Raw genomic sequence first — 16,716 nt, 5'->3', positions numbered from 1 at the left:
CGCCGCAGCGTGACGCCGGTCAGCTGACGGCCGCTTCCAGCAACGTCAACGTCTGCCGCTCCGTATCGAGCGTGGCGCGGATACCCATCGGGACCGTGAACTGGTCGCGGATATGCCCGATCGAATAGCCGGTCACGGCGGGAATCGCCAGCGGCTGCAGGTGGAGGTCGAGCGTCTGTTCCAGCGTCAGCGAAATCTCTTCATGCTCCGGGCCGCAGTCGTCGCAGATGCCCACCATCAGCGCCGCCGCTTTTGACAAGCCGCCGGACAGGTCGAGCTGAGTCATCCAGCGGTCGATCCGGTAGGGCGCCTCGTTGACCTCTTCCAGGAACAGGATGCTGTCCTTGAAATCGGCCGCATAGGGCGTGCCGGCCAGCGCCGCCACCAGGCTCAGGTTGCCGCCCACGAGGGGGCCGGTCGCCACGCCGCCGTGCACGGTGTGCAGGCCGAAATGGGGTTTTTCCAGGGCGCGCCGGCTGTTTTCCAGTGCCATCGGAATCGTGTAGCTCGGCTGCGGATCGGACAGCACCGCCAGCATGTGCTCGCGCGTGTAGTCGCTCAGCGTGGACGAGGCCACCGGCCCGTGGAAGCTCACCAGGCCCGCATGCCTCAGGATGGCCAGGTGCAGCGCCGTGATGTCGGAGTAGCCCAACAGGATTTTCGGGTTAGCACGGATCAGCGCGTAATCGAGGTGCGCCAGCAGCGAGATGCAGCCGGAGCCGCCGCGGATCGGCCAGATCATCTTCACGTCGGGGTTCGCGAAAGCGGCGTGCAGGTCCGCCAGGCGCTGTTCGACGGTGCCGCCATAGTTGCCGTACACCTCGCGCAGGTGCGCGCCTTCGTGCACGCGCAGTCCCAGTTGCTCGATATTCGCGCGGGCCTTGGCGATCAGCTTGTCGGTGGCGTAGCCGCCGGGCGCGATCAGGGCGACGCCGTCTCCCTGGCGCAGGCGTGGGGGTTTGATCAGGGTTGTCATGGCGTGGTGCGTTGTGCGACGTCCAGCCCTGCGCGGCGCGGCCAGGGCTGGCGCGCAGCTGCCCGCCAGCGCCAGCGCCGCCAGGCGGGCGCAAAACGCGCGCCTGCCCAGCGCTTCGCCGAGAAGAGGTTCACCCTGCGGAGGCGGGCTGCGGAACGTGGGCATCGATGGCGTGGTGGCGGGAATCGGAAATGAAAAAAGCTGCAGGCCAGGCGCGTGTTCGCCCTGCCTGCAGCTTATCGCCTCCTGCGATCAGAGGAAGGTGTACTTCAGCGTCAGCGAGTACGAACGGCCGCGTGGATCGGCCACGCGCGGATCCCAGCCGGCACCGACGACTTCGTCGACGTTGTGCGCCGTGAACGGCGGGTCGCGGTCGAACAGGTTCTGGATGCCGAAAGTGATCGACGTGTTCTTGAAGCCGGTGTAGGTCGTCGACAGGCCGAAGCGGGTATAGCTCGACACGTCCGGATCGAAGCCAGCCGGCGGCGTGCCCTTGCCGCCGTTCGGTACCTGGTCCTTGTAGCCGCTGGCGAAGTAGTTGCTCAGCATGGCGCTCCAGTCCCCGCGGGTGGCCGTCAGCGTCGCGCTGTGCTTCCAGCGCAGGTACAGGTCGCGCGTGTAGAACTGGCCAACGTATTCCTTGTACGGCTGGCCGGCGATCTCGGCGAACTTGAAGCTCTGGGTCCAGGTACCGTCCAGGGCGGCGCTCCACTTCACGTCGGTCCACTTGCCGTCGGCACGCAGGCCGAGGTCAAGCCCGCGCGTCTTGGCGCCACCGGCATTGATCCAGCCCGAACGCACGTACTCGATGGTGCCGATGTTGGCGCCGTTGGCCGGGTTGCGGATCACGTTTTCCGCCAGCGCGGGCTGGTTCGCGAGGATGACCTGTGGGGTGCGGTTCAGGATCTTGTCCTGGGTGTTGATCATCCAGTAGTCGAGCGAAGCCGAGAAGCCCTTGACCGGCTCGACCACCACACCCAGCGTACCCTGCTTCGAGGTCTCCGGACGCAGCGACGAATTGCCGCCGGCCTTGAAGTCGAGGCGCGCGATGGCGCAGTAGTCGGGGTTCCCCGGGTTCAGCGGGCAGCCGACCGGATCGATCGTCCCGTTCGGCAGTTCGCCGTCGAGGGAGGCCGAATACAGCTGGGTGAAGCTCGGCGCCAGGAAGCCCTTGTTGGCCGAACCGCGGAAGAGCAGCCAGCTCGCCGGCTGGAAGCGGAAGGCGACCTTCGGATTGGTGGTCGCGCCGATCACGCTGTAGTCGTCGCGGCGCACGGCCAGCTGGACTTCCAGGTTTTTGAATACCGGCAGGATCAGCTCGGCATACACGGCCTTGACGTCGCGCGTGGCTTCCTGCAGGGCGGCGTTGCCCGGCGCCTGCCAGACGACCGTGGCGTCGGCATCCTGGCCATAGCCATAGCCTTCGCGGCGCAGGTCGAAACCGACGGCAGCGGCGGCGGCGCCGGCCGGCAGGTTGAACACTTCGCCCGACACGGAACCGTCGAGCTGGGTCAGCGAGGTGCGGCCGTGCTGCAGGTCGCCACGGAACTTGGTCGACTCGATCAGCGCCATCGCCTCGGCGGTCTGGGTCTGGCCGGGAGCGAGCCAGGGATTGATCTTGCCGGTGCCCAGCGCCTGGTACATCGGCGTGGTGTAGGCATAGCCGTTCGTCAGCGTGGTTTGCGTCTTGCTGATCGCGCGCGACAGGCCGAGCTTGTAGTCCCACTTGTCGACGGTGCCCTCGAGGCCGACCAGCAGGCGTGCGCTGTCGGTGGTGTTGTCCATCTCGCGGTTGCCGAAATCGACGGCGCGCCACTTGTAGGCGATCGGCTTCGTTCTATCGAAGGTGGCGACGTATTGCGACAGGTCCTGGTAGTACGGGCCGCCGACAGGGTAGACGGCGCCGTTGGCCAGCGAGGCCGAGATCTGCATTGGCGTCAGGATCGACGTCACCTGCGAGCGCGAGGCCATGCCTTCGACGAACAGGCGATGGCCCGGCGCGATCTGGAAGGAACCGCGGGCGATCGCGTTGGCGCGCTCGGCCGGCGGCATCATGACGTAGTCGGCGCCGTAGTCATAGGCGCAGGAGAAGCGCGTGCGCGTCACCGGCGTGACGTCCGGCCAGAGCTGGCTCTGGTATTGCGACATGTAGGGAATCGTGTCGCACTTGTTCTGGAAGCTCAGCAGGTTGGCCTGCAGGTATTTGGTGGCGTCGCCCGGTACCGTGAAGTTCGCGCCCAGCGCCGTGCCCGCGCCACTGAGCTGGTTCGCGAACGGCGTGCCGGTGGTGTCCGGCGACAGGCCGCGCTGCGGCTGGAAGCCGTTGGCGAAGCCGCGCTGGTGCGAGTGCAGCATGTCGTTCTTGTCGACCGTGACCGCCGCCATGACGTTGAAGCGGTCTTTGTCCAGGTCGCCATGACCGGCCAGCAGGGTGGCACGGCGGGTAGTGCCGCCGCCGGCTTCGGTGGCGTTGACGGTGGCCGACGCTTCGATGCCCCGGTAATTGGTGCGCAGGATGAAGTTGACGACGCCGCCAACCGCATCGGTACCGTAGATCGCGGAGGCGCCATCCTTGAGGATCTCGACGCGGGCAATCGCGGAGAGCGGGATCGAATTCAGGTCGACCGCCTTGCCGCTGCCGCCGTGGGTGGCGATGCGGCGGCCGTTGAGCAGCACCAGCGTGCTGTTCGGGCCGAGGCCGCGCAGCGAAGCGAACGAGGCGCCGCCGCTGACGCGGTCGGCATCGGCGCCGAAGACGTTATTACCGGAGGTCATGTTGTCGGCACCGGTACCGTTGGCCGAAATCGTCCGCACCAGCTCTTCAGTGGTCGTGATGCCCTGCTTCTGGATCTGGTCGAAGGTGATCACCTGCACCGGCAGCGCGCCTTCCCTGGCAATGCGCTTGATGCTGCTGCCGGTCACCTCGACGCGCGCCATCGGGGTGTTCTGTTGCAGCTCCTGTGCGACTGCCGGGCTTACTGCCCCGATCAGGGCAATCAGATGTGCTAGCTTCTTTAACTTCACGCGGTCTCTCCTAAGGTGTCGCGATCTTGATCTGTGGATAATGCGGCGGTGCGTCGCTTGTTGGGTCCGCCATGTCATGACGGCATGGTTCGTTTCGAGAGTACGCGCGGGGTGTGGCGCCATCCAATGAAATAACCGGCGGGAAGTATAACTTCCGGGAATGTTAATAGAGGGAAAACTCACACTTTCTATCAAGGCTGCCGGGTCGAGCGTGCCCTTTGCGCAACATCGATGTCCAGGTAGCGCCAGTTGGTGAATTCCACTGGATGGCGCTTGTAGTTTTTTAGCCACGGGTGCCGCAGATCGGCCGACAGCACATGGGTCAGCGGTACCCAGGGGTTATAGGCGTGGATCAGCTGGTTCATTTCGCCATACAGCTTCTGGCGTGCAGGGCCGTCCCGGAGCTGGCGCGCCGCTTCATAGCGTTCGTTATAGGCGGGCAAGTTGAAGCGCGCGTAGTTGGCGCGGCCGGCATTGGGGCCGTACAGCAGCTGGTAAAAATTGTCGCCGTCTGGGAAATCCGCGATCCAGTTACTTTCGAACATCGTCACCTGGCCCAGGCGCGAGGCCTTGATGATCTCCGTCTTCTTGTCGGACTTGAACACCACGCGCAGTCCGATGGAATTCAGGCATTTTCTCCACAGTTCGTCGCGCAGGCGCCCGCCTACGGTCGCTTCGCTGTGCATGGTCAGCGTCAGCGGCTGCCCGTTCGGTGCGCGCCGAAAGCCCTCGGCGTCGCGCTTGCCATACCCGTGGCGGTCGAGCAGGGCGTTCGCCAGCGCCGGGTCGTAGGGGACGGGACTGCGGTAGTGCGGATCGTAGCCGAGCACATTCGGCGGCAGCGGCGACTCGGCCTTGATGGCAAAGCCCTTCTTCAATAGCGCGATGTCCTCGGCACTGTTGTAGGCCAGCGCGATCGCGCGGCGCAGGGCGATCCGGTCGCGACTGTAGCCGCCCAGCACCGGATCGTTCATGTTCATCCACATGTAATAGGTCTGTAGCACGGGGAAACGCGACAGCTGCATGCCGCGTGCGGCCAACTCGGGTTTGAGCTGGCCATTGCGAATGACCATGTCCGTCATCGATTCCGGCACCTGCTCCAGGTAATCGTATTCGCCGTTCAGGAAACCGAGCATGCGGCCCTGGAATTCCTCGGCGATCTTGACCTCTACCCGGTCGACCCGCGGCAGGCGCTTGCCCTCCAGGGCGGCCGCAATCGCGCGGTCTTCCGGATTCGTCCCCGGCTGCGCGTGGAACACGGCCGTCGAGGCGGGGTTGGCCAGCAGCACGATGCGGTCGCTGCGCTTCCAGTCGCCGACCATGAAGGGACCGGTGCCGACCGGATGGTTGCCGGCCTGGCCGGGATACGCTTCGATGACTTCGCGCGCGACCACGCCTGAGGCGGGCGTTGCCATATAAAACAGGAAATTGTTGTCGGGCGCCGCCAAGCGGATGCGCAGCGTGTAGCGGTCCGGCGCCTGCAGGCCGGGTACGTCGGCGTCGACATCGAAGCGGCGCTTCAATACCGCGTCGCCTTCGATCTTGCCGTCGAACATATACAACCAGGGCGATTTCAGCGCCGGGTCGTACAGGCGTTTCAGGCTATATACATAGTCTGCCGCCGTCATCTCGCGCTTGCTCGCTTTAAAAGCCGGGTCAGGTGTGAAATAGATACCGGGACGGATGCGAAAGGTGTAGGTGCGGCCGTCGGCGCTGACCTCGGGCAGGGCGGTCGCCGTATTGCCGCGCAGCCGAGCCGGGCGCGCCAGGTAGTCGTAGCGCAGCAGCGGGTCGAACAGGTTTTCCAGCAGCGACAGGGTGGCATTATCGGACGCCACCGCCGGATCGAGGCCGGTTTCGCTGGTGGACAGGAAGATGTGCAGCACTTTCGGCGTACCCGTGTCCGCGCCTGCTCCCCCAGCCGCCTGCGCGGTGCATGGCAAGGACGGCATCAGCGCGCCAAGTGCAAGCAACAAGGAAGAGCAGGCCGTGCAAAGTCTCATGTGTGGAGGTCGTGGTTGGGCCTTGCGTATCATATGCGCGACAAGGCACGACAGCAAACGCAACCCGGCACACATAACTTTTCCGCATGGCGCAACTGCATTCTTTCATCCTTGCAGCTTGCTCTGCGCCTATACTCTCCGCTGCACAATCGTGCGCAGGAAAGCTGCAATGATCGCGCGCTATCGGCGGATCAGGCGGCCATACAACGCGTGGCAAGCGCCCTGGCATCCCCCAGCGGCACTGCCCGGGGCAATGCGCCCGCATTTGGACTGACTCATGGCTCTCAATTACATCTGGACTGGTTTCTTCCTCGTCAGCTTCGTCGCCGCTCTCGGACAATGGCTGTTCCTCGGCGACACGGAAATCTTCAAGCGCATCGTCGACGGCACCTTCTCGTCGGCCAAGACGGCGGTGATGGACATCGCCCTGCCGCTGGCCGGCGTCATGACGCTCTGGCTTGGCATCATGAACATCGGCGAAAAGGCCGGCGCCATCAACGTGCTGGCACGCATCATCGCTCCCTTCTTCTCCCGCATTTTTCCGGAAGTGCCCAAGGACCACCCGGCCAACGGCCACATGGTGATGAACTTCTCGGCCAACCTGCTCGGCCTGGACAACGCCGCCACGCCCTTTGGCCTGAAGGCGATGGAAAGCCTGCAAACCCTGAACCAGAACAAGGACGAGGCAAGTAACGCCCAGATCATGTTCCTGGTGCTGCACACCTCGGGCCTGACCCTGATTCCGCTGGCGATCATGGCGCAACGGGCGATCCTGGGCGCGGCCAATCCCGCCGATATCTTCATCCCCTGCCTGATCGCGACCTATGTGGCCACCATGGCCGGCATCATGATCGTCGGCATCCGCCAGCGCATCAACCTGTTCGATCCGGTGCTGGGCGGCTGGATCGCGGCGATGACGGCAGCGATTGGGGGCCTGATCTATTACTTCAGCAACTATTTGACCAAGGACCAGATTCAGCTGGTATCGAATGTGACCGCCAACCTGGTCCTGTTCACCATCATCGTGACCTTCATGGTCGGCGCCCTGAAGAAGCGCGTCAACGTCTATGAAGCGTTCATCGAAGGCGCGAAGGGCGGCATCCAGACCTCGCTCACCATCATTCCCTACCTGGTCGGCATGCTGGTGGCGATCGGCGTGGTGCGCAACGCCGGCGTGCTCGACTTCGTCGTGCGCGGTTTCGAGTGGTTATTCGTCCAGCTGGGCATGAACACCGATTTCATCCCGGCGCTGCCGACCGCGCTGATGAAGCCGCTCTCGGGCAGCGGCTCGCGCGCGTTGATGATCGACACCATGACGACCTACGGCCCGGATTCGTTCGTCGGCCGTCTCGCCTGCATCTTCCAGGGCTCGGCCGACACCACCTTCTATATCGTCGCCCTGTACTTCGGCTCGGTAGGCATCCGCAAGACCCGCTACGCGATCTCCTGCGGCCTGTTTGCCGACTTCGCGGGCGTGGTCGCCGCCATCTTCGTTGCCTACCTCTTCTTCGGTTAAGGACCTGCATGCGCCGCCACTTCGTTCATGTTGCCGTCCTGCCGCCGCCCTCGCCGCCTGCCTGCCGGCTGCCGCCCAGTTGCCGGAACCGGTCGCGCGGGTGCTGGCGGAGCAGGGCCTGGCGTCCGACGCGGTGAGCCTGCTGGTGTTGCGCGGCGACCAGACCGTGCTCGCACACCTGGCCGAGCGCCCCATGCAGCCGGCCTCGACCATGAAACTGGTGACGACCCTGGTCGGCCTCGAGCACCTGGGCCCGGTCTTTCGCGGGCGTACCGAGCTGCTGACGAACGGCGACCTGAACAACGGGATATTAAAGGGCGACCTGGTGCTGCGCGGCGGCGCCGACGCCGACCTGTCCGGCGAGGTGCTGGAAGGCATGCTGCGCGCCCTGCACAATGCCGGTATCCGCCGCATCGAGGGCAACCTGGTGCTCGACCGCACGCTGTTCAATCCGGCGCGAGTTGATGTCGGCCTGCCGCCCTTCGACGAGTCACCCGAGGCGTATTACAACGTCATTCCCGATGCGCTCCTGATCAACAAGAACATGCTGCAGATCGACATGCGTTCGACCAGCACGCGCTTGCAGCTGGACATGCAGCCGGCGCTGGCGGGGGTGACGATCAGTTCGAACATGCGCCTGATCGACGCCGACTGCGCCCGCTGGGAAGAAGGCTGGAAGCTGCCCGAAGCCGTACCTGGCAGCGATGGCAAGATCAAGGTCGTGCTGAACGGCACCTATCCGAAGAACTGTGCGCGGACTAACAGCATCAACGTTCTCGACCGCGACGACTATATCGACGGCCTGTTCCGCCTGAAGTGGAAACAGCTTGGCGGCAAGCTGAGCGGCAGGACGCTCCCTGGCAGTACGCCGCAGGATGCGCGCCTGCTGGCCGAACACAGGGCGCGCGCGCTGCCGGAAGTCGTGCGCGACACGAACAAACCCTCGGACAACGCACTGGCGCGTACCCTCTTCCTCTCCATGGGGGCTTTGGCATCGGACCCGGTCCTGGGGAGCCGGCCGCTGCCGCCGCTGGCGGATCCACTGACGCAGGCGCCCCAGACTACCTATGCCCGCGCCGATATGGCCATCCGCAACTGGATGCGCGGACACGGCATCGACGACAGCGGCTTCGTGATCGAAAACGGCTCCGGCCTGTCGCGCATCGAGCGCATCAGCCCGCTACAAATGGGACAGTTGCTGCGCGCTGGCCTGCGCAGCAACTGGGCACCGGAATTCCTGGCCAGCATACCGATCGCAGCAACGGACGGCACCATGCGCCGGCGCCTGAACGGCAGCCCGGCCGCCGGTCGCGCCCGCCTGAAAACCGGTACGCTGCGCAACGTGGTGGCGCTGGCCGGGTATGTGCCGGACGCAACGGGCGTGCAGAACGTGGTGGTGGCCTTCGTGAACGACGAATTCGCCGGAGAAGGCCGCGGGCGCGCCGTGGTCGATGCGCTGGTCGACTGGGTAGCGCGCTCGGGCGGCCAGCCGCCATTGCCGGCGCCGGCGTCGGCGCAGCCTGGCATCGCCCCGGCCGCCATGCCGGTAGCCGCCAGCGCACGCTGAGCGCCGCAGGCCGGCCGTGCACTGGCGTCCCGCTGGTGCGTGACGGGGGAGCAACTCTTGTCGGATGAGGCCCTCCTGGTCAACGGGACCGGCCTGCAACCTGCCCGGCCGGGCCGTAACGACCGCTCAGGCCTGGCGGGAATACACTCAGGCCTGCTTGCGGCGGCGTGCCGCCAGGGCCAGCATGCCCATGCCCAGCAGGGCGACACTCGTCGGTTCCGGCACGTCCGTACTGCCGTCTTCGTTGAAGACGAGGTTATCGAAGCTGAAGTGGTTGTCGATGACGGATACGCGCAGCTCGTCGATGCCCTGGAACAGGTTGCCGAAGGCGTAGGTGCCGGCTGTCGCCACGTCGATCCAGCCCAGCAGTTCGCCGTCCAGGTAGGCCGAGAAGCGCGCCGTACCGCCACCGCCGTCGGCCAGCAGGTCGATGCTGTTCAGGTTGAACTGCGCGCCGCTGTTCAGGACGAAACCGGCCTCGCCGAAGTCGATGTGGGCCATCTGCGCTTCCGGCCAGTTCCAGACATCCGACGAGTACATGTCCATGCCCGCTTCCGAATAATTCTCGAAATCGACCAGGTCCGAAAAAGTCATCACGCCGGCTTGCGCCTGGCTGACGCCGGCGACCAGGGCGCCGGCAACGAACAATTGCTTCAGGATGCGTTGGATCTTCATGGTTTCCCCTAGTTTGCTGATGCGCGTTATGTGCATGTATGTGCAATGCATGTCCTGCTTATTTGCAAAGCATGTGCAGGTGCTGCGCAACCAGCTCAGCAATTGTCGTGCCAGCCGTGTAAGCTGTTGATCCTTCTCTAGTTATACATCTGGTTAATTTCGCGCTGTAAATTTTACCGACGCGGCACAGACCTGCCTGGTCGCCGCGGAAAACCCGGGGCGGGTAAGACGCGGCGCCGCGGTCCGCGCCCCGGGCACGGGCTGTGGACGGGAGCGGATCCGCGCACGCTAAGGCTTGGCAGCGTCGCTCGTCCGTGGCGCGCTGCCGATCGGTTCCAGCCAGGGCGCACCCGCGACCTCGGGCCGCGCTTCGACCAGTGCCACCTGTCCCCTGGTGGTTTCGCGGATGCTGCGTACGACGTCGAGCATGGTTTTCTCGACGTATTTCTCGGGCGTGCCCATGATCTTGCCGACGGCGCGACGGGGCCACGCAAGCCAGCCGCCTTCCTTCTTCACAAAAGCGGCGTACATGTCGAGCTGGTAGCCAAGCTTGTACGGGAACAGACAGGCGACGATCTGCACGTCTTGTCCGCCGCGCACTTCCGGCCGCGCTTTCGCCGTCCAGCTGGCGCCGTCGCAGCTCGGCCCGAGCGCCGTACCGGGTGTTTCGGCCAGCTTGAAGCGGTCCCGGCTGTTCCTGCAGCTCGGCCGTGTCGGGCAGGGGCGTGGCGAGGGCGGCGTTCCCGATGTTGCGGCTGATGCCTTCGCTGGCGGCGCGCACCACCGCCGGACCCGGCGCCCCGGTCTTGATGTCGAACACCCGTACGTATTCCACCGTCGTGTCGCGCGCGGCGAACAGCTCGCCGCCGCCCGTGGCACACCCTGCCAGGGCCGAGCCCACGACCGCGGCCATCATCAAACGTTTCATTGCGCACCTCTCCTGTCCGTTGGGGAATGGGAACGCCGGGCAAACCTATCGTCGCAAGAGATCACCGCGTCGTGGTCGCATGCGGACGTCGACGGGTTGCCTTGCCGAAGATGGTGCCTGGCGCTCCAAGCCATTGCGCGAGAGGAAACGGGGCTGCACGTCCAGCCTCACCATCAACCTCTCGTCGATAAGGAGATTGTCCCGGTGCGGGCCTGCCAAAGGCTGAGACAACTCAAGTGTGCGCGGGCACCCGATGGGAACCAAAACGGAGGACCGAATTGGCGCGCAAGGCGGCATCCGGACATCGGCCCAGCCCGCAGGCTGGAAGCAAGGAACCGCTACAGGACGCGGCGGAAGGTAGCGCGCACGCGTTCGCGGTCGCCGCAGTCGAAATGCCACCATTCGGTGGTGATGCCCGAAAAGCCGGCAGCGAGCATGGCGCCGCGCAGCAAGCGGCGGTTGGCCACGTGGGATGCATGAAGCTGGCCGCTGGCCAGGAATGCTTCTTCCCGCGCCGGATGCGACACATCCGTCATGTCGTCGAAGCCGGTGCCCATGTCGAGCTCGGCGCCGTGCGGATCGAGAATGGTGACGTCCAGCGCCATCCCGTAGGAGTGGATCGAGCCGCGCGCCGGATTGGCCAGGTACATCTGCAGGCCCGTCCCCTCCAGCGCATCCCACAATTGCTGCTGCACGCGCTGCGGGCGCAGGGCGTCAAGCACGAGCAGTGTATGGCCGGGCGCCTGGACGGTCAGCCAGGCCACCGCCGTTTCCAGCGCGGCGGCGGCGTCGCGGTGCAGCCAGGCGCAGTCGAAGGGGGAGTACAGGTCGCGTCCGACGAAGTTGTTGGGTCCGGCGTAACGCAGGTCGACCGCGATGCCCGCGATCGAAGACAGGTGGCGAAATTCCGGGCTGCCGGCGATGTCTTCGCTGGCAAGGCTCAGGCCGGGCAAGGACTGGCCCGGGCTCGACTGACTCATTGACATCCTCGTTCAAGACAGGCACGCGCGGTGGCGCCGATGCAGTTGGCCAGTTCGCGCGCGCCGTGCGAGAGCGGCGCGTGGCTGGCGGTCAGCAGGTAGAGCTGCACCGGCATGGCCGGCGCCCAGATCCGGCATTGCACCTTGGCGGCGTTTGCCGACGCCGCCGTGAACGGGTCGAGCACGGCCGTGCCGGCACCGGCCTCGACCAGCGAGCGGGCGATCTGGTAGGTCTGCACCACGGTGTGGAAGACGGGTGTGATGCCCTGCGCCTCGCAGGAAGCGAGCACCATTTCGCCGAGCGGATCGTTGTCGGCCAGGCCGATCAGTTCGCCCGTGAGGCCGGCGGCATCGAGCGGCTGCGCGCACTCGGCGTCGCTCCAGGTACCAACGGGCGCCATGACGGTCAATTGCCCTTGCGCGATCGGTTCGGCGACGATGCCGGGGTGGCGCGGGTCCTGCAACGACAGGGGCCAGGTCGGCTTCGCCCAGGCGCAAGGCGTTGACGATCTCGCTGGTGTGATACGTCGCCAGTTCGCAGCGGGTCTGGGCGAAACGGCGGCGCCAGGCCGTCATCGCCTGCGGCAGCACGCTGATCGCCAGTGTCGGCGTCGACACCAGGCGCACGGTCTCGACGGCGCGGCCCTTGAGGCTGGCGGCCAGGCGCTGGATGCCTTGCAGGTTGCGGTGCAATTTTTCGGCCTCGGCGAACAGCAGGTGCGCTTCCGGTTTCGGATACAGCTTGCCGCGTACACGCTCGAACAGCGGCATGCCCAGTTGCAGCTCGGCGTGCTGCAGCACTTTCGTGACGGCCGGCTGGGAGATGTGGAGAACCTGGGCGGCACCGCTGATGGTGCCGACCTGCATGATGGCGTGGAAAACTTCGATGTGGCGCAGGCGCATTGCTTCAATCCTTCGACAAGACCGCCCGCGCAAGGCGCGAACTGGCCGAAGGATACAGGGAAACAGGAAACGCAGCGATGGTCATCGTGCGCCCGCCGGGAGCGGCGCCGGCACCGGCGGCACCGGCACGGCGGGCGTGGCCGGGAGCGGCGACACGGGTGGCACGGCCGGCAAGCCAGGTACCTGGGGCAGCGGCGGCACGGCAGGCGTTGTCGGTACCGGCGGTACCGGCGGCACGCCCGGGTCCACGGGCAGGCTGCCCTCCGGCTGAGCCGGACGGAATACCGGCACCGGTGGCGGCGGCACCGGCGGCAGCGGCGCATTGGTCGGGGTCGTCAATACTTCCAGCATGGCGGCCGTTTCCGCATCCGGTTCGCCGGCAATATTGGCCGGGCGATACTTCATCTGGAAGGCGGCGATCACGGTGCGGGTCGGTTCGTCGAACACGCCGCTCTGGGTCAGCGAAAAGCCGTGGCTGGCCAGTTTTTTCTGGAACCAGGCCGCGTCCGGCGCCTGGATGTCGAACACCTGGCGCACGGCGGCGACGCGGTTGGCGTCCGGCCAGACCACCAGCCCGGCTTGCGCCAGCTGGTACCAGGGGAACATCGGTCCCGGATCCTGCTTGCGCAGCGGGGCGATGTCGCTGTGGCCGAGCACGTTTTCCGGGGCGATCTTGTGACGCGCGACGATGTCTTTCACCAGCGGGATCAGGGCGTCGATCTGCGACTGCGGGAAGGGTGCATACACGCGCCCGTTCGGGGTGTCCTGCCAGCCGGGATTGACGATTTCGATGCCGATCGAGCTGTTGTTGAGCTGTGTAAAGCCTTTCCAGCTCGAGTTGCCGGCGTGGTAGGCGGCGCGGCTCTCATCGACCAGGCCGAAGATCTTCGGCGTGGGGTCGTCGGTCAGCAGATAGTGAGCACTCACCTGCTGCTCGGTCAGGATCTTCAGCGAGGCCGGCTTGTCAGACACCGTGTAATGCAGCACCAGGAAGCGCACGCGGCTGGCCTGGCCCTTGGCGTTAAAGGTTTTGTCGACAACATTCGGTCCGGTAGTGGTACAACCGGCCAGCAAGGCGATCAGGAGGGTGGCTGCTAGGTTTTTCATCAGTTGTCCGTTGATTGATTGATCAGGTGGCGCCCGCTGCCGCAGCGGTAGCGCCCTGCGCGGCATCGGCCGCAGCCAGGCGCGCGGCGGCATGGTGGGCACGGGTGGCGCGCTGGGTGATGGTGGCGGCCGGCAGACTCGCGCGCATGCTGGCAGCGATGATCGGATGCAGCTCGGCGGCGCGTCCCGACAGGACCACCGGACGCGGCCCGAAGCGCGCAATCAGGGCTTGTGCCAGGCGTGCCAGTTCACGGCCGGCCTCCGTCAGGATGGCGTCGGCGACCGGGTCCTGCCCGGCGCTGGCGGCCACGACCACGGCCAGCTTGCCGATTTCTCCGCGTTCCTGGCCATAGATGAACTGGCGCGAATACGCCCAGTCGGCACCGCCGACGTAATCGAACACGGCACGTGCCATGGGCGACGTTTCCCAGCTGCCCGGGCACCCGTCTTCGCGGCGCCAGATGGCGCGCAGTGCTTCGCGGGCAATCCAGAAGCCGCCGCCGCCATCGTCGAGCACTACCCCGCGCCCGCCGGCGCGATGAAAAGCGCCGGCGGCATCGATAAAGGCGCCGATCGATCCGGTCCCGGCATAGACCGGGTAGCCTTTGCCGGGTTCGAAACTGGCGCGGTAGGCGATCTCGATGTCGTTGCACATCGCTACCGCCGCGGGGCTCGATGCCCAGCAACGCGGCCAGCCAGGCCTGCAATTGTTCGCCATCGCCGCCGAACCCGGTCAGGCCGGCACGCACGCGAAGCGGTTGCGCCACCGCCAGTACCGCCTGCGCCAGCCCGGTAAACGTGGCATGCACGCGCGCCCGGCCTTCATGCGTGGCCATCTGCAGGGCGGACAGGTCGGCAACGGTACCTTCGCCAAGGATGGCGCCACCGGCACCGGCGAGCGCCCAGCGGGTCTGGGTGCCGCCGGCATCGATGCCCAGGCCGATGCCGGAATCAGGAAAAGAAGTCATTTGGAACAAGTCTACGTCCTGTCGGCATGCATTGCGAATGAATGCTTGCCGTTATTGCATGAATGCAGGTTATGCGATGGCTGGACGCCCAAGGCCTTGGGAAGCACTGATTTATTCCGGCTGGACGGAATCGGTCACGAAAAATGTGCCGTGCAAGGCGCAAACCGCAGCGATACCGCGTGGTATCGCGAGGATTTGCAACGCCGCAGGGCGCATTTTGTCGTGGCCGAGACGCCGCCGTGAATAGATCAGCGCTTCCCTACGCCTTGCCCCACACCTGCACCCGGTCGCCTTCGATCCCGAGGCGGTCGACGGCGCCGACGAACACGGCGTCCGGCGCCCCCAGCCGGGCATCGTCGCGCAGGGTCCACTCGACCTTCGACGCCGGCACGACCTCGAAGGTCCACTCGCCGCCATGGCGCGCCCACACGGCATACAAGGCATTCGCCTTGCCGGCCGCAAACGTCAGCTCGATGCCCTTGGCCGCCCGCGTTGCCTTCACTTTGGGCAGGCCGGGCTTGGCGTTGCCCAGCCAGGGCGTGGCCGGCACCAGCGCCGGCGTCGCGTAGGACCCATTGCGCAGCTGGTCGGTGATGCCCTTGCGGTTCTGCATCAAGGCCACCATGCTGAAGTGTACGTGACCGCCTGCCTGGGGCCGTGCACGGGTTGCCCCGATCTGGTCGAGGATTTCCTGCGGTTGATATTCCTTGGTCGCGGCGCCAATGCGGCTGGTGAACAGGCCCGGCCAGATGTGACGGCCCTGCGGGTTCTGGCTGATCCAGTAGTCGAGCAGCACGTCATAGGCCTGCGCCGGCTGTGCACGCGGCCAGTAGAGCTGGGGCGACAGGTAGTCGAGCCAGCCCTTCTGCAGCCACAATTCGGCATCGGCATACAATTTATCGTACTGCGAGAAGCCATGGATGCCGGGCGGGCGCCGGTCCGGACGGCCCAGGCCGAAGGGGCTGATGCCGAAGCGCACCCAGCTCTTTTCGCGGTGGATGCCCTGGTACATGTCCTCGATGAGTGTATTGACGTTCTGGCGCCGCCAGGACGCGCGGTCGAGCTTGCCGCCTTTGGCGAGGTAGCGCTCCCAGGCCGGGGTGTCCGGGAAGTCGAGCTCCTTCGCGCCCGCCTTGCCCTCCAGCGCGGCCTCGTTGCCGGCGCCGTTCGGCGTCGCCTCGATCGGGTAAGGATAAAAATAATCGTCGATGTGGACGCCGTCGATGTCGTAGCGGCGCACCACGTCGAGGATGACGTCGAGCGTCTGCTTCGATGCCGCTTCTTCTCCCGGGTCCATCCACATGTACTTGCCGTAGCGTTTCACGGCGGCCGGATTCGAGCGGGTGATGTGGTTCGGCGCGGCCGGCGAGCGGGCGCCATCGTGGCGTGCGCGGTAGGGATTGAACCAGGCGTGCAGTTCCAGGCCGCGCGCATGCGCCTCGGTCACCCAGAATTTCAGCGGGTCGTACCAGGGCTGCGGCGCCTGGCCCTGGGCGCCAGTCAGGTATTCCGACCAGGGTTCGATCTTGGAGGCATAGATGGCGTCGGCCGAGGGGCGCACCTGCAGCACGATCGCGTTCAGGCGCATCGCCCTGGCGCGCTCGAGGATGGCGATCGCCTCGGCCTGCTGCTGGGCCGCATTCAGGTTCTGCCGGCTTGGCCAGTCGATGTTCGCCACCGTCGACACCCGTGCGGCGCGGAATTCGCGCGGCGCGGCCGGCGGCAGGGGGCCGCTGGCGACGATGGTACCGCTGGCCGTCGTTGCCCCTTTTTGCTGCGGCGTCGAGCAACTGGCCAGGAAGCCTCCCGCGCCCAACATCCCCGCCAGGGCCGCCAGCGTGAACGCCCGTTTCTTCAAATCTGCTCCCACTACCGCTCCTCGATTCCCTGATCTTTTATACGTTGACAAACTACTTCCGGCAGCACACGACCCGGGCCAGCACATCCATGCCATCGATCGTGAACGGGCGCTGCCGGCGTGCACAGGCGGACATGCGGTTCACGCCAGGCAGCCGGAAGAATGCGGAGAATACCAGCAATGCGCGGCGCTCATCCGCGCACAATACGAA

Annotated in this window: 12 protein-coding genes and 2 pseudogenes; 3 read left to right on the top strand and 11 right to left on the bottom strand. The window is 65.8% G+C overall.

Features of this window, described 5'->3' with window-relative positions; all coding sequences use genetic code 11:
* Positions 1 to 19: 19 nt before the first annotated feature.
* From G4G31_RS04480 to G4G31_RS04470, 3 genes are all read right to left on the bottom strand, one after another.
* Positions 20 to 976 carry an LD-carboxypeptidase gene (locus tag G4G31_RS04480; protein WP_183107946.1) on the bottom strand — a complete coding sequence of 319 codons (957 nt, stop codon included), beginning with the start codon at positions 974 to 976 and terminating at the stop codon, positions 20 to 22.
* Between the two features lie 252 nt (positions 977 to 1,228).
* Entirely contained in the window at positions 1,229 to 4,000 is a 2,772-nt protein-coding gene (locus tag G4G31_RS04475) for a TonB-dependent receptor (RefSeq protein ID WP_182990467.1), read from the bottom strand.
* 191 nt (positions 4,001 to 4,191) lie between these two features.
* The gene (locus G4G31_RS04470) at positions 4,192 to 5,952 is read right to left on the bottom strand and encodes an ABC transporter substrate-binding protein (RefSeq protein ID WP_229425350.1); all 1,761 of its coding nucleotides are present in this window, start codon (positions 5,950 to 5,952) and stop codon (positions 4,192 to 4,194) included.
* Between the two features lie 328 nt (positions 5,953 to 6,280).
* Between G4G31_RS04470 and G4G31_RS04465 the strand changes: the two genes are divergently transcribed.
* Both G4G31_RS04465 and dacB read left to right on the top strand, forming a co-directional pair.
* Entirely contained in the window at positions 6,281 to 7,519 is a 1,239-nt protein-coding gene (locus G4G31_RS04465; RefSeq protein ID WP_182990465.1) for a nucleoside recognition domain-containing protein, read from the top strand.
* Positions 7,497 to 9,086: a D-alanyl-D-alanine carboxypeptidase/D-alanyl-D-alanine-endopeptidase gene (dacB, locus tag G4G31_RS04460; RefSeq protein ID WP_308622125.1), complete on the top strand. Its 1,590-nt coding sequence runs from the start codon at positions 7,497 to 7,499 to the stop codon at positions 9,084 to 9,086. The genes G4G31_RS04465 and dacB overlap by 23 nt, the downstream gene beginning before the upstream one ends.
* A gap of 147 nt (positions 9,087 to 9,233) precedes the next feature.
* On the opposite strand, the gene G4G31_RS04455 is transcribed toward dacB, so the two are convergent.
* From G4G31_RS04455 to G4G31_RS04430, 7 genes and pseudogenes are all read right to left on the bottom strand, one after another.
* The gene (locus G4G31_RS04455; RefSeq protein ID WP_182990464.1) at positions 9,234 to 9,761 is read right to left on the bottom strand and encodes a PEP-CTERM sorting domain-containing protein; all 528 of its coding nucleotides are present in this window, start codon (positions 9,759 to 9,761) and stop codon (positions 9,234 to 9,236) included.
* A gap of 288 nt (positions 9,762 to 10,049) precedes the next feature.
* A complete protein-coding gene (locus tag G4G31_RS04450) occupies positions 10,050 to 10,343 on the bottom strand; it encodes a hypothetical protein (RefSeq protein ID WP_210283924.1) in 294 nt (97 codons plus the stop codon).
* 684 nt (positions 10,344 to 11,027) lie between these two features.
* Positions 11,028 to 11,669: a M15 family metallopeptidase gene (locus G4G31_RS04445; RefSeq protein WP_182990462.1), complete on the bottom strand. Its 642-nt coding sequence runs from the start codon at positions 11,667 to 11,669 to the stop codon at positions 11,028 to 11,030.
* Entirely contained in the window at positions 11,666 to 12,133 is a 468-nt protein-coding gene (locus tag G4G31_RS27425) for a LysR substrate-binding domain-containing protein (RefSeq protein WP_267873653.1), read from the bottom strand. Before G4G31_RS27425 ends, G4G31_RS04445 begins: the two co-directional genes overlap by 4 nt.
* Before the next feature lie 61 nt (positions 12,134 to 12,194).
* A pseudogene (locus G4G31_RS27420) lies at positions 12,195 to 12,536 on the bottom strand (LysR family transcriptional regulator); the annotation flags it as partial.
* A gap of 372 nt (positions 12,537 to 12,908) precedes the next feature.
* A pseudogene (locus G4G31_RS04435) lies at positions 12,909 to 13,679 on the bottom strand (N-acetylmuramoyl-L-alanine amidase); the annotation flags it as partial.
* Positions 13,680 to 13,701: 22 nt separating this feature from the next.
* Positions 13,702 to 14,334 (bottom strand): BadF/BadG/BcrA/BcrD ATPase family protein, encoded by a 633-nt coding sequence (locus G4G31_RS04430; protein WP_308622121.1) that lies wholly within the window; start codon positions 14,332 to 14,334, stop codon positions 13,702 to 13,704.
* On the opposite strand from G4G31_RS04430, the gene G4G31_RS28050 reads away from it, so the two are divergent.
* Complete coding sequence (locus tag G4G31_RS28050; protein WP_308622119.1) at positions 14,321 to 14,890, top strand: hypothetical protein; 570 nt, start codon at positions 14,321 to 14,323, stop codon at positions 14,888 to 14,890. The genes G4G31_RS04430 and G4G31_RS28050 overlap by 14 nt on opposite strands.
* Before the next feature lie 16 nt (positions 14,891 to 14,906).
* On the opposite strand, the gene G4G31_RS04420 is transcribed toward G4G31_RS28050, so the two are convergent.
* Positions 14,907 to 16,517, bottom strand: coding sequence for a glycoside hydrolase family 10 protein (locus G4G31_RS04420; RefSeq protein WP_229425349.1), 1,611 nt, complete (start codon positions 16,515 to 16,517; stop codon positions 14,907 to 14,909).
* Between the last annotated feature and the right edge of the window lie 199 nt (positions 16,518 to 16,716).

The organism is Massilia sp. Se16.2.3 (assembly GCF_014171595.1).
GTDB lineage: Bacteria > Pseudomonadota > Gammaproteobacteria > Burkholderiales > Burkholderiaceae_D > Telluria.
The sequence above is the reverse complement of the archived record's forward strand: the minus strand, read 5'-3'. Positions and strand labels throughout refer to the sequence as shown.